Genomic DNA, 13,731 nt, shown 5'->3' on the forward strand with positions numbered 1-13,731 from the left:
CCGGTGCGGGGCATGGGGCAGCGGACGTCGTGTTAGACGGCGATGCGGTCGCGGAACCGCTCTTCCAGGCGGAGGAGATGGAGGGTGGTTGCGGCCTGCGCTGCCTCCGGGTCCCGGTTCTGCAGGGCGCGGTAGATGATGTGGTGGTCGCCGCGGAGCTGTGCCGCCCATTCTTCCTCGTCGGCTGCCGGGTCGCGGTGGATCCGCGCTCCCAGCGCGGGTGAGGCCAGCCCGTCGATGAGTGCCGCCAGGGTCGCGTTTCCCGCGAGTTCGGCGAGGGTGCGGTGGAAGGCGGTGCCTGCCTCGGTCGCGGCCAGGCCGCAGGCGTGGTCTTCTGCGTCCAGGAGGGCGGCCAGGGTGCTCAGGTGTGTGTCGCTGGCGCGGACCGCAGCGAGTGCTGCGGCGGCCGGTTCCACGATGCGGCGCACGTGGAGCATTTCCAGCAGGGTGGTGCCGCGGCCGACCTCGGCGAGGACGGAGAAGGGTTCGAGCAGTCTGCGGGGGTGGAGTTCGGTGACGTAGACGCCTGCGCCGTGCCGCGCTTCCAGTACCCCCAGGGTGGTCAGGACCCGGATCGCTTCCCGCATGGAGCTGCGGGAGAGTCCCATTTTCGCGGCGAGTTCCCGCTCGGTGGGGAGCCGCTGGCCGGGGTGGAGTGTTCCGTCGGCGATCATCGCCTTGATCTGTTCGACTGCTCGGCGGGTCACCGTCATCCGTCCGGCACGGGGGGCCGCGCGCACGGGGCTCTCGGAGGTCACGTTGGCGCCTTCCTCGTCTTACCAGACCAATGAGGGGAGCACCATCCCCGCACAGGGGGTGTGCGGGGATGGTGCCGGGTGTGGCCCCCGCCGATGACGGGGGCCACGGCGGCTTACATCCGAATCCAGGGCGAGGTTCAGCCGATGGAGCAGACCGCGCCGTTGACGGTGAACTTCTCAGGTTTGGTGTTCGAACCGCCCCAGGTTCCGTTGAAGCCGATGTTGACTGAGCCGCCCGGCGGAACTGATCCGTTCCACGGCAAGGAGGTGGCGGTCACGTCACTGCCGCTCTGCTGCCAGTTGGCGCTCCAGCCGTGGCTGACAGTCTGTCCCGACGGGAAGGTGAAGCGCAGTTCCCAGGAGTCCCACGGGGTGCTGCCGGTGTTGGTCAGCGTCACCGAGGCGGTGAAGCCGCCCGGCCAGTCGTTGGTCTGGTACGTCACCGCGCAGGAGGCGCTGGGCGTGGGAGTCTCGTCCTCCTTCTCGGTGGTGAAGGTGACGGTGGCTGGCGTGGAGAGGTTGCCTGCCGCGTCGTAGGCGACCACCTGGACGGTGTACTCCTGGTCCGCGCTCAGCCCGGTGAGCGTGTAGCTGGTCTGCGCGGTGGTGCCCACCTCTTCAGCGTCACCGTCGCGGACCAGGGAGACCTTGTAGCCGACCACTCCGACGTTGTCGGTGGAGGCGTCCCAGGTCAGGGTGGCGCTGGTCGCGGTGATGTCGCTGGCCTTCAGGTTCCCAGGCTTGCTCGGCGGGGTCTCGTCGTCGCCCGGTCCGGGCTCTTCTCCGCCGGGCTCGCCGGCGTCGTCCTGGTCGGCGATGAAGGACGCGATCCACGACAGGGGGGCGTTCCAGTTGATGGTCAGCTCGTTGGTGGACCACGACTCGATGTGGTCGATGTAGCACATCTGGGGGGCGCACCCGGTCAGCTTGGACTGGGCCACCGGGTCCCAGGTGGTGGAGTCGGAGTTGGGTCCACCGGCCAGCGTGCCCTTGGGCGGGTTGGGCAACCGGGGGTCGAGCTGGTGGGCGTACCAGCGGCTGTGCTGGTTGCGGGAGTCCTTGTCGCCGTAGCCGGTGACGTAGGACTGGTTCAGCGCGTTGCGGCCGAAGATGTAGTCCATGCCTTCCAGCACGCCGTCGCGGTATTTGGTGTCACCGGTGAGGTCGAAGGCGACCGCCAGGATCACCATGTTGTTGAGGACAGCGCTGTTGGAGCCCCAGACGAACACGCCGTTGTTCGGCTTGTAGGCCAGGCCCCACGGGCTGGTCTCGACGTTGGCGAGGTACATGTCGGCGGCATCGACCACGGACTGGCGCACCCGGTCGCGGTCGGCGAGGTCGTTGGGGATCGTGGCCAGCTGGAGGCGGGCCAGCGCAGCAGTCCATCCCCAGTCGAAGGCGCCGTCGCGGAAGACCTCTTCGTCGTCGGTGTGCAGCGGCGACGAGGTCACCGCGTCGCGGTACTCCTCCTTGCCGGTGGTGAGGAACAGTTCGGCCGCGGCCCAGTAGAACTCGTCGGTGACGTTGTTGTCGTTGTACGGGCCGCCGCCTTCACCGAAGGCAGGCGCGTAGATGTTCGGGTTGGCCTTGGCGGCGTCCCACGCGGTTTCCGCGGCAGCCAGGCACTCGGCGGCGAAATCCTCGTCGAAGGGTTCGAACACGCGAGCGCACTGGGCGGCGGTGGCGGCCAGGTTCAGCGTGGCCGCGGTGGACGGCGGCTGCAGGTAGCGCGGCTGCGGGTCAGCGGAGGGCAGCAGCGGCAGCCCGGTCCACTGTTCGTCGTGGATCTTGTGGTGCGCCATGCCGGCGAGCGGTTCGCCTTCGGGCACCTGCATCTTGAGGAGGAACTCCATCTCCCAGCGTGCTTCGTCGAGCACGTCGGGCACGCCGTTGCCGGTTTCGGGCAGGCGCAGGGTGGAGTCGGCCAGCTTGTCGGGCTGGGCGGTGTCGGCGAGCTGGGAGCGCTCGTAGATGCTCATGATCTGGTGCACCGAGATACCGCCGTTGACCACGTATTTGCCGTGGTCGCCCGCGTCGTACCAGCCGCCGGAGACGTCCAGGGAGTAGTCGCAGGTGCCGGGCGCGCACGGCACGTCGGTATCGCCCTGGTTGGGGGGCACGCCGATGTGGCCGGCCGGGCGTCCGTAGCCGGGGGCGATGGAGTCGAGGATCTCGATGCCGCTGCGCTGCGGGTAGTAGAACGACAGCGCGTCGACGCGCAGTTCCTCGTAGACGCTTTCGTCGATGTCGAAGGGGTAGCTGGTTTCACCGTCGACGGTGAGCGTGTAGTCGCTTCCCTTCGTGGTGTAGGAGCTGAAGTCGACGGTGTGGACGTTGAGCCCGGAGCTGGAGTCCGCGCCGTGCGGCTTGGTCTGGCCGCTGGCGACCACGTTACCGTCGGCGTCGGCAAGCTCCCAGGTGAGCGCGCTGGTGGCGTCGGTGACCACGGTCGCCTTCTTGGGACCGTGCGGGAGGTAGCCGACCTGGTTGACGCGGACCCGCGGTCCGGTGTCGGGTTCGTAGACCGGGGGTTCGGCGCCGCCGAGCAGGGCGACGTCGTCGAGGCAGAAGGTCCACGGTTCGTCGGAGCCGCCGATCTGGAAGGCGACTTGGGCGTCGTCCCAGTCGACGTTGGAGGTGAAGACGAATTCGTAGGTTTCTGCCTCGGGGCCGAGCAGGGCACGCTCGTCCATCTGGGTGGTCCACGGCTCCACGGGCTCTTGCACCAGGGCGCGGATGGAGACGGGGACGGTGCTGGAGGCAGTGAAGGAGAAGGCGTAGGACTCACCTTCGATGAGGGGGATGTCGTCCTGGCCGATGATCACGTCCCACGGGTTGACGGTGCCGCCGGGGACGTCGACGCACAGCATCCCGTCGGTGACGTTGAGTTGGATGTTCTCGGTTCCCCACCAGGGTGCGGTGCCGGAGCTGAAGTCGCCGTTGCGAATCTGGTTGACTTCGTCTGCCTGGGCGGGAACCGCCGTACCCCCGAGCGCGACTGCGCAAGTCGCCGCGGTGAGGGCGACAAGGGGGGATCGAGATCTGGGTCTCCTAAGCACGGAAGTCCTTCCGTAGGGGGATTCGAACTGGGAGGATGACCTCACAGCGGAGGCCCACCATGGGAGCGCTCCCATTTCATGTGACCTATGACATAAAAACAGGATCACTCAGCGGTGTCAATAGGTTACGCTCGGATCAGGACTTTCCGGCTGCTCTTTCCTCCCGCAGAACAAAAAGGGCCCCGCTACCCGCGGGGTTATTCTCTGCTCGTCCAGCGTTCTCCCCGGGGCAGCGGGCCCTATTCCCGCCGTTTTACACACTGAATCCGCGGAACAGCAGGCTGGCCAGAATCAGGCCTACGACCAGGTTGAACAGCGTGGCGAGCGCGAAGACTCCGATCGGCCGCCAGCCGACCTCCTTGAGCGAATTGACGCTGAATTCCAGGCCAATACTGGTGAACGCCGCAATGAGGAACCAGTCACGCAGGGCTTTGGCCGTGTCGAGCCCGGCCGCTCCCGCTTCGCCCATGGCACTGGCCCACAGGGTGGCGATGATGGACGCGGCGAGGAAGCCCAGCACGAACTTGGGGAATCGGTCCCAGAGAGTGCGTGCCCAGGTGCCGATGCCGACCGTCGCCCCGCCTGCCGGAGCCACCCGGAAGGTGAAGTAGGCGGTGAGCAGGACGGCGGCCACGCCCATGAGGATGTTCTGCGTGGACTTGACGATAGAGGCGATCTGCAGCGCCCCCTCACCGACGATGGCGCCTGAGGCGGCCACCGCCGCTGTCGTGTCGATGTTGCCGCCGATCCAGGCCCCTGCCTGGGCCGCGTTGAGACCGATGATCTCCACGAGCCAGGGCAGCAGGAAGATGGACGGCAGCGCGAACAGGATCACCAGGCTCGCGGTGTAGGCGAGCTGTTCCTTACGGGCCTGCACGGCTCCGGCTGCAGCGATCGCGGCGCTCACCCCGCAGATCGACACGGAGGAGGCCAGCAGGGCGCGCAACCGGTCGTCCAGTCCGAAGCGGCCGCCCAGCCACCAGGTGAAGAGGAAGACCGCGCTGACCAAGAGGATCGCCTGGAGGATGGCCGGTCCTGCGGCTTTGATGATCACGTCGAACAGGACTGTGGAGCCGAGGAGGACCAGACCGGTCTTGATGAAGAACTCGGTGCGGAATCCTCCGGCGAGCCGACGGCGGATTCCCAGGGCGCTGAGCACGGCGTTGGCCGCCAGTCCCAGCAGGATCGCGTAGACGGGATATTCGACGGCTTTGGCGACTCCGGCGAAACCAGTGCCTTCGGCGGCCGCGGGGACAGCGGACTCCAGGAACCGGGTCACTGCGGCAAGGAGGACGACGACGGCGACTCCGAGCAGCGCCCAGTACCAGGGGCGGGCGGGGTCGGCGCCGTCAGGTGCTGCAACGTCGGGGGGTGTCGTAGTGCTCTCGCTCATCAGGGCACCAGTCCCGTGGGGATAATCCCGATCAGGGAAGCGGCCAACAGGACGAGGCCGAGGACGGTCGCGGCCCAGTCTTCGCTGAGTCGGAAGCGAGGTGCACCGGTGGGATGGGATGCTCTGTCGTTCATGGCGTGTCCTTACCGGCAGACGAGTGTGCAGGGTGCGGGAGTACCGCGCGCCCACCTTAACTCAAGTAATCCTACCTATTTAGTATAGATATGGGCTACTTTTCCGAAAAGACCGCCTCGCTCCCCTGCCTGCGACGCACTACCCTGGGCTCCTGAACCGGTTCACATGCGAGCATGCACCAGCTACCAGGAGCGCTAGTGAGCAACGACCACCTCCCCGAGTTCCCGGCCGGATTCTGGTTCGGCGCGGCTACGGCCAGCTACCAGATCGAGGGTGCGGTCCACGCGGACGGACGCGGCCCGTCCATCTGGGACACCTACAGCCACACACCGGGCCTGGTCCTCAACGGCGACACCGGCGACGTGGCCTGCGACCACTACCACCGCTACCCCGAGGACGTGGAGCTCCTGCGCCGCCTGGGGGTGGACGCCTACCGCTTCTCCATCGCCTGGCCGCGCGTCATGCCCACGGGATCAGGCGACGTCAACCAGCGCGGCCTGGACTTCTACGACCGTCTCGTCGATGCGCTGCTCGAAGCGGGGATCACCCCGGTGCCCACCCTCTACCACTGGGACCTGCCGCAGGCCCTGGAGGATGCCGGCGGCTGGCGTTCCCGCAGCACCGCGGAGCACTTCGCCGCCTACACCCGGGCGGTCGTTGCCCGTCTCGGCGACCGGATCCGCCACTGGATCACGCTCAACGAGCCGTTCTGCAGCGCTTTCCTGGGCTATGCCGTGGGCCGGCACGCCCCCGGGGCCCGGGAAGGCACGCCTGCGCTCGCCGCCGCGCACCACCTGCTCCTCGCCCACGGCCTGGCAGTGCAGGAACTGCGCGCTGCCGATGCGGGCGAGGTCGGCATCACCCTCAACCCCGACCGGATCCTGCCCGCCTCCGACAGTGCGGCCGACCGCGCGGCTGCCGACCGCGCGGAAACCCTGCACAACCGGGTCTGGTTCGACCCGCTGTTCGCCGGCCGCTACCCCGCGAACGAAGCCGACGTGTGGGGAGAGCTCGCGGACGGCTCGTACCGGCGCGACGGCGACCTGGAGATCATCGGCCAGCCGCTGGACTTCCTCGGCATCAACTACTACCGGCCGCTCAAAGTCGCCGACGGCCCGCTGACCGAAGCCGACCCGGCACGCCGCACCGCCGTAGACATCCGCGCCCACCAGCAGCGTTTCGATGGAGTGCGGCACACAGCCATGGACTGGCCGGTCGTCCCCGAATCCTTCACGGACCTGCTGCTGGACCTCACGGAGCGCTACCCGAACCTTCCGCCCATCTACATCACAGAGAACGGCTCAGCCGAGCACGACGTCGTCTCCCCTGACGGACGGGTGCACGACACGGACCGCATCGCCTATCTCAACGACCACCTGCATGCCCTGGCCGCGGCGATCCGCGCCGGGGTGGACGTGCGCGGCTACTTCGTCTGGTCGCTGCTCGACAACTTCGAGTGGGCGTTCGGATACGAGCGGCGTTTCGGCATCGTCCGGGTGGACTACGACACCTTGGAACGGCTTCCGAAGGACAGCTACTTCTGGTATCAGCGGCTCATCGAGCACCACCGCGCCCGCCACCGCGGCTGACCCCTCGTCTGCGGGCTGCCTGGGGCAGCGGCTGCACAGCCGCTGCCCGGACTGGCCACGATCCGCTCTGCCGTAACGTGCGCACCACGGTGTCGATACTCTCCAGGGCCGCACAGCATCGACAGTCCGGCCTCTCCCCTACATACGCCCCTCCGGTTCGCCCCACAGGACAATCTCGATCTTTCAACCTCGGTGGAGCGTGGACCGGGCGTGGACGAATCGGTGGAGGTCTGCCGGGAACACGACGCGGTCTCCTGCGGTGCGAGCGGGAACGGCTTGGTGGCCTGGCTCGTCGGCTCCGCCCCGCTGCCCACTCCTCCGCCTGGGCCGCTGACCCCGGGCACTTTCGGGTTGCCGGGCAGCAGGCACGGCTCGTCCCTGCTGCCGGTCCGCGGCCCGGTGACGTCAACATTGGGAGCTCCTCACCCAGGAGACCGCCGCTCCCGATGGTCCTGATGCCCCTTGTGCACAGCAGCGGCCCACGCTGGGGCCGTGCGCACTGCGGCGGCTCCGGCTTCGGCGCTGCAATGCACGGCCATCGTGCTCTCTTTTCTCGTCACGCTGGGGAGAGTGCCCGCTCCGCCTCACGTTACGGCCATGACTTGCCGAGACAACGGACCCTAATCCCGACCCTCATGTCTGGTTTTTCACGGTGTGCGGTGGGGTGGGAAAGCGTCGCCGAGCGGGGAGCGGGGGACGGCGTAGTGGCATGCCACAGCGTGGTCGTTGCCGTGGTCGGCCAGGGTCGGCACCTCTGTTGCGCAGCGGGCCTGCTCTGCTTCCGTGAGACGGGCGAACACGGGACAGCGGGTGCGGAACCGGCAGCCCGAGGGGGGATGCATCGGGCTGGGCACGTCGCCGCGGAGCACAATCCGCTGCCGGGCACGCTCCCGGCGCGGGTCCGGGATCGGCACCGCGGAGATCAGCGCCTGGGTATAGGGGTGGGCTGCCGCGGTGAACAGGCGTTCCACGGGTGCGGTCTCCACGATCCGCCCCAGGTACATCACCGCGACCTGGTCAGCGAGGTGCCGGACCACGGCCAGGTCGTGGGAGACGAAGAGGTAGGAAAGCCCCAGCCGCTCCTGGAGTTCCTCGAGGAGGTTGATCACCCCGGCTTGGACGGACACGTCCAGCGCGGAGACCGGCTCGTCCAAGACGAGCACTTCAGGTTCTAAGGCGAGGGCGCGTGCAATCCCGACGCGCTGCCGTTGGCCGCCAGAGAACTCGTGCGGGTACCGGTTGCCGTGGGCCGGGTCCAAACCGACGAGCCGGAACAGCTCCCGGACCCGTTCTGCTCCCCCGTTGCGGAACTGGCCGTGGACGCGCAGCGGTTCAGCGACCGCATCGAACACGGTCATCCGCGGGTCCAGGGAGGCGAACGGGTCTTGGAACACGATCTGCATGCTGCGACGCAACGGCCGCATCCGGGACGAGGACAGTCCGGTGAGAGTCTGCCCGCGGTAGGACACCCGGCCGCGGGTCGGAGGGATGAGGTTGAGCAGCATCCGGGCCGTGGTGGACTTCCCGCACCCGGATTCGCCTACCAGCGCCAAGGTCTGGTGGGCGTGCAGGGTGAGAGAGACGTCGCATACCGCGTGGATCTCCCCGCTGCGGCGCCGGATCAGCCCTTTGGAGCGCACCGGGAAGTGTTTGACGAGGCCTTCGGCGACGAGCACGGGCTCGCCGCGGCTGCGGGTGCGCTCCACCGCCTCTGGAAGCGGGTTCGCACTCGGAGCCGTATTAGAGGCGAACAACTCTTCCGGTCGGATACCGGCCAGTTGGTCAGCGAAGTGGCAGGCTGCGGCATGGGTGTCGCTGACCGCAGTGAGCTGCGGGGTGCTGGTACGGCACACCGGTTTCGCGAGCGGGCAGCGGGGCGCGAACGCGCATCCGGAGAGCTGGTGGTCCGGGGAGGGCGGGGCGCCGGGGATGGGGACGAGCCTGCTGTGGGGTGCGGCGTCCATGCGTGGCTGGCTGCCCAGCAGGCCGAGAGTGTAGGGCATTTGCGGGGAGGAGAAGACCTCGTCCACGCTTCCGGTTTCCACGATGCGTCCCGCATACATCACCGCGACCCGGTCGACGTGTCCGGCGGCGATGCCCAGGTCGTGGGTGATGAGCACGAGCGCGGCACCGGTAGCGCGGCGTGCGGCCTGCAGTGCGTCGAGGACTTGTGCTTGGACGGTCACGTCCAGGGCGGTGGTGGGCTCGTCGGCGATGATCACGTCGGGGTCGTTGGCCATGGCGATGGCGAGCACAACCCGCTGGCGCATGCCGCCGGAGAGTTCATGCGGGTAAGCGTCGATACGCTGCTCCGGTTGGGGGATGCCGACGGTCCGCAGGAGTTCCACGGCGCGTTCGCGGGCGGCAGCGCGGGACACGTCCCGGTGGGCGTGGATCGCCTCGGTGATCTGCGTGCCGATCGGGTGGACGGGGTTGAGCGAGGTCAGCGGGTCTTGGAAGACCATGGCGACGCGGGCGCCGCGGATCCGGGTCAGTTCTGCGTCTTTGCGGCCGACGATTTCGTAGCCGGCGACCTGGATCGAACCGGAGACGCGGGCCGTGCGGGGCAGGAGTCCCAGGACAGCGAGTGCGGACACGGACTTGCCGGATCCGGATTCGCCCACGATGCCGAGGGCTTCGCCGCGGCGCAGGTGGTAGGAGATGCCGCGCACGGCGTGGACGTCCCCTTCGCTGGTGGGGATCCGGACGTGTAGGTCGGTGACGCTGAGCACGGGGGCGTCTGCGGCAGCGGTTGCAGGGTTCGGGGCGTGGTTGGTCGAAGTCATCGGCGTGTGATGGTTTGTCGAGGGTCGAGGGCGTCGCGCAGGCCGTCACCGATGAAGTTAATCGTCAGGCAGATCATCACGATGAACAAGCCCGGCGGGTAGAAGAGCCACGGCCGGGTGAAGGCGGCGGTGCGCGCGTTGTCGATCATCAGGCCGAGGGAGATGTCGGGTGCCTGGATGCCGAAACCGAGGAAGGACATGCTCGCTTCGAGCAGGATCGACGTGGCAATGAGGAGGGTGGCGGCGACGATCGTGGGACCGGCCGCGTTGGGGAGCAGGTGGTGGAGGACGATGCGGGCGTCAGAGGCGCCGGCAGCGCGGGCCGCTTCCACGAACTCCTGTTCCCGCAGGGAGAGCACTACGCCGCGGACGACGCGTGCGATCGTGGTCCACGAGAACAGCGCGATGATGAGCGCGACCGCCCACCAGGTGGTGCCGCCGCGCACGTTGCCGCTGATGGCGGCGACAGCGACGAGGAGGGGGACCACCATGAGCACGTCGACGATACGCATCATCACCGCGTCGATCCAGCCCCGGTAGTAGCCGGCGACCGCGCCCCACAGCGCACCGAAGGCGGTGGCCAGCACGGAGACGGTGAGCGCGACTTTGAGGGTCTGCTGGGTGCCGCGCATGAGCTGGCCGAGCACGTCGTGTCCGGCGTTGGTGGTGCCGAAGGGGTGGGCCCAGCTGGGTGGCTGGTTGGGCAGGATTTCCCGGTGCACGGTGTGGTCCCACGGCCACAGGAGGGGGCCGAGGAACGCGAACAGCACGGTGAGGACGAGCACGGTGAGGCTGGCCATGGCCATGCGGTGGCGGAGAAACCGGGTGGCGACCATGCGGAGTTGCCCGTGCTCGGCACTGCGGTCGACAGGATCAGGTGATGCCGCGCTCGCAGACGGGGCGGGGGTGCTGGCGGGCGGGTGGAGGTCACTCATAGCGGATCCTCGGGTCGAGTACGCCGTAGAGCAGGTCGGCAATGAGGTTGGCGATGATGACCGCGGTCCCGCTGAGCATCAGCCAGCCCATGAGGGCATAAGAGTCGTTGCGTTTGATCGCTTCCACGAAGAAGTCGCCAAGGCCGCGCCATTGGAAGACGGTTTCGATGAGGATGACTCCGTCCACGGTTCCGGCGACGGTGACGGCGACGACGGTGGTCAGCGGGATGAGGGCGGTGCGCAGGGCGTGTCTGCGCAGGACGACGCGGTTGGGCAGGCCTTTGGCTCGGGCGAGGCGCACGTAGTCGCTGTTGAGGACTTCCAGCATGGAGGTGCGCTGGTAGCGGCTCCAGGCGGCGTATCCGGTGAGCATCAGGGTGAGGGTGGGGAGGACGAGGTGGCCGAGGTGGTCGGCGAGGAGTTGTGCGGTGGTGAAGCCGCGAGTGTCGGCGGAGGTTGCGCCGACGGTGTAGAAGATCGTGTAGCCGGTCTGCTGGTTGACCCACACTCCGGCTTCCTTGATGAGCGCGCCCAGCCAGAAGGTGGGCATGGCGAGGGCGAGGAAGCCGATGAGGGTGAGGGTGTAGTCGACCATCGAGTATTGGCGGAGTGCGCTGATGACTCCGCTGAGGATCGCTAGTCCGAGTGCCAACAGCAGGGCGGCACTGACCAGGCGCAGGGTGGTGCCGAGTCGTTCGGCGAGGGCGTGTCCGATGTCGTAGTCGGCTCCTTGGACGGAGGGGCCGAATTTGCCGCGGAGCAGGCCGATGTCGCCGTTGCCTCCGATGCCGGTCAGCCACAGCACGTACCGTTCCGGCAGGGAGCGGTCCAGGTAGAGCCGGGCTTCTTCGGCTTTGATCACTTCTTCGGGAACGGGGGGCTGCTGGACGCGCAGGTCAGCGAGCGGGTCTCCGGACAGGTCGATGAGGAGGAAGGTGAGGATGGAGGCCGCGAGCAGCAGCGGGATGGTGCCGAGCAGGCGGCGGACGGTGTAGGCGAGCATGGGGGTCCTCGGGGTGCGGCGCGGTCCTGGGCGAAGGGGTGATCCCCTCCGCCCAGGCTCGGGGGTCACTATTGGGCGACCAGGCCCCACTCGTGGTGCTGGTAGAGGGCGCGCAGGCTGGATGAGGGGTTGTCGCGGACGTTGACGTAGTCGTCGGTCACGAGGATGTAGACGGGCATGTTGAACAGCGGCAGGACGTAGGCGTCCTGGGCGACGATGCGGGCCGCTTCGTTGGCGTATTCGGCGGCTTCGTCGAGGGAGGAGGCGTTGCGGGCGCGTTCGACGAGTTCGTCGACTTCCTCGTTGTGGTAGCGGCCGAAGTTGCTGTCGCTAGTGCTGCTCCAGTACTGGCTGGGCGCGGTGGCGAAGGACGGGGTGCTGCTCCAGCCGTACTGCATGATGTCGTAGTCCTGAGCGGCGAGGGTGCCGCCGAGGTCGTCGGTGGGTTCGATGGTGACCTCGATGCCGATCTCCGCCAGGTAGGACTGGATGAGTTCTGTCGAGGTGTCGCGCACCGTGTTGCTGGTGGAGCGCAGCCGGAACGGGCCGACTTTCTCCCCGTCGCGGGTCAGGGTGTCGCCTTCGTAGGTGTATCCGGCGTCGAGGAGGATCTGGCGGGCGGCGTCGATGTCTCCGCTGCCTTGACCGGTCTCGGTGATGACGTCGGTGTGGTAGGGGCTGTCGTTGGAGAAGACGTGGTTGGTGCGGGGTTCTGCCTCGGGGTAGAGCTGGGCGATGGTGCGCTGCGTGATGTCTTCGACGTCGATGGCGGTGAAGATGGCGCGGCGGAGCTCAACGTCTTTGAGCCACTCGTTGTCGAGGTTGAAGTCGATGTGCTCCCAACTGGGCCCTTCGGTGATGCTCACGTTGAGGTTGGGGCGCTGCCGGGCTTGTTCCACGGTGTCTTGGCCGAAGGCGACGGGTGAGGTGCCGTGGGCTTCACCATTGTCGAGGGCGCTGATCCAGGTGCCTTCGTCGGTGAGGAAGCGGATGACGACGGTGTCGAGCGTGGGCTGGACTTCGCCGTACCACTGTGGGTTGGGTTCTTTGATGACCTGGGTTTTGAGGTCGCCTTCGACGAGGCGGTAGGGGCCGCCGGAGAAGGTGGGCATGGTGGTGTGCAGCCATTGGAAGTATTCGCCCACACCTTCGGGGGTGGTGATGTCGAATCCTTGCTCTTCGGCGATGTGGGCGGGGTAGATGCCTCCGGCGATGTTGTCTGCGCTGAACCGGTCCCGCCATTCGGGGTCGGCGACACCGTCGACGAGGGTCACGGTGACGGTGGAGCCGCCGTCGCTTCCTTCAACGCTGGCGATCTGGTTGTAGGTGTCGGAGCGCGGCTGGCATCCCTTGCAGTGGCCGGCTTCTTCGGTAGTGCTGAGTTTCCAGGTGATTTCGAAGTCGGCGGCGGTGATGGGGGTGCCGTCGTCCCAGACGGCTTCGGGGCGGATCTTGAACTGGTAGGTGAAGGGGTCTTCGTCGATGAGTTGGGGTTCCTCGGCAAGGAGGTCCAGGTTGGTGGTGAAGGTGGCGCCGTCAGGCTCCCAGTAGCCGGTGTTCGGCAGGATGCCGTGGAGCATTTGGAGGGTGTAGACGCTTCCCCCTTCTGGTGAGAGGGAGGCCCAGGCTCCGGGGAGGGAGTCGACGATCCAGGTGATGCTTCCGCCTTCAGCGCGTTCTCCGCTGTTGCACGTGTTGGGGTTGTCTGCACAGTCCGCGAAGGCATCCGTGTTTTCGCTGCCTTCGTGGGGTGCGCAGGCGGTGAATGCAAAGAGCGCCGCGATGAGCAGCGCGGCGCCTGCGGTTGGTCTACTTTTTTCACGCATGGCCTCTCCCCTGGGCTGTTCGTGTCCGTGGCAACGAACCCCGAAAAACCGAACAAGCTGGGAGTAATAAGACCATTACTCTCAATTAGTGCAAAGATTTATCTGAGTTTTGTGATGCAGTCGCAATCTTCCCTTTGCCCCGCCGCTAGCAGGACATTGTGACCGAAAGAATCGCAGCGTGGAAGGGTGTATCGCAAGGTGTGACTCTTCACCGGAGCTTCCTTGCGTCACACGAGAAAACAGCGTC

At 67.2% G+C, this 13,731-nt stretch carries 10 protein-coding genes; 2 read left to right on the forward strand and 8 right to left on the reverse strand.

The window, feature by feature from the left end:
• Positions 1-32: 32 nt before the first annotated feature.
• The 4 genes from TFU_RS08015 to TFU_RS16320 form a co-directional block, all read right to left on the reverse strand.
• Complete coding sequence (locus TFU_RS08015) at positions 33-758, reverse strand: FadR/GntR family transcriptional regulator (RefSeq protein ID WP_011292052.1); 726 nt, start codon at positions 756-758, stop codon at positions 33-35.
• Between the two features lie 137 nt (positions 759-895).
• Complete coding sequence (locus tag TFU_RS08020) at positions 896-3,817, reverse strand: glycoside hydrolase family 9 protein (RefSeq protein ID WP_016188738.1); 2,922 nt, start codon at positions 3,815-3,817, stop codon at positions 896-898.
• Positions 3,818-4,070: 253 nt separating this feature from the next.
• Entirely contained in the window at positions 4,071-5,210 is a 1,140-nt protein-coding gene (locus TFU_RS08025; protein ID WP_016188739.1) for a YeiH family protein, read from the reverse strand.
• Positions 5,210-5,344, reverse strand: coding sequence for a hypothetical protein (locus TFU_RS16320; RefSeq protein ID WP_258076890.1), 135 nt, complete (start codon positions 5,342-5,344; stop codon positions 5,210-5,212). Before TFU_RS16320 ends, TFU_RS08025 begins: the two co-directional genes overlap by 1 nt.
• A gap of 198 nt (positions 5,345-5,542) precedes the next feature.
• On the opposite strand from TFU_RS16320, the gene TFU_RS08030 reads away from it, so the two are divergent.
• Both TFU_RS08030 and TFU_RS16070 read left to right on the forward strand, forming a co-directional pair.
• On the forward strand, positions 5,543-6,934 hold the full coding sequence (locus TFU_RS08030; RefSeq protein WP_011292055.1) for a GH1 family beta-glucosidase: 1,392 nt from the start codon (positions 5,543-5,545) through the stop codon (positions 6,932-6,934).
• Between the two features lie 210 nt (positions 6,935-7,144).
• A complete protein-coding gene (locus tag TFU_RS16070) occupies positions 7,145-7,390 on the forward strand; it encodes a hypothetical protein (RefSeq protein ID WP_155983542.1) in 246 nt (81 codons plus the stop codon).
• A 191-nt stretch (positions 7,391-7,581) separates the two neighbouring features.
• Here the strand turns inward: TFU_RS16070 and TFU_RS08035 are convergent, their stop codons facing one another.
• From TFU_RS08035 to TFU_RS08050, 4 genes are all read right to left on the reverse strand, one after another.
• Positions 7,582-9,720, reverse strand: a complete 2,139-nt coding sequence (locus tag TFU_RS08035; protein ID WP_011292056.1) for an ABC transporter ATP-binding protein — start codon at positions 9,718-9,720, stop codon at positions 7,582-7,584.
• Positions 9,717-10,655: an ABC transporter permease gene (locus TFU_RS08040; protein WP_011292057.1), complete on the reverse strand. Its 939-nt coding sequence runs from the start codon at positions 10,653-10,655 to the stop codon at positions 9,717-9,719. Before TFU_RS08040 ends, TFU_RS08035 begins: the two co-directional genes overlap by 4 nt.
• Entirely contained in the window at positions 10,648-11,658 is a 1,011-nt protein-coding gene (locus TFU_RS08045; protein WP_011292058.1) for an ABC transporter permease, read from the reverse strand. Before TFU_RS08045 ends, TFU_RS08040 begins: the two co-directional genes overlap by 8 nt.
• Before the next feature lie 68 nt (positions 11,659-11,726).
• Positions 11,727-13,484 carry an ABC transporter family substrate-binding protein gene (locus tag TFU_RS08050; RefSeq protein WP_011292059.1) on the reverse strand — a complete coding sequence of 586 codons (1,758 nt, stop codon included), beginning with the start codon at positions 13,482-13,484 and terminating at the stop codon, positions 11,727-11,729.
• Between the last annotated feature and the right edge of the window lie 247 nt (positions 13,485-13,731).

It is taken from the genome of Thermobifida fusca YX (assembly GCF_000012405.1).
Classification (GTDB): domain Bacteria; phylum Actinomycetota; class Actinomycetes; order Streptosporangiales; family Streptosporangiaceae; genus Thermobifida; species Thermobifida fusca.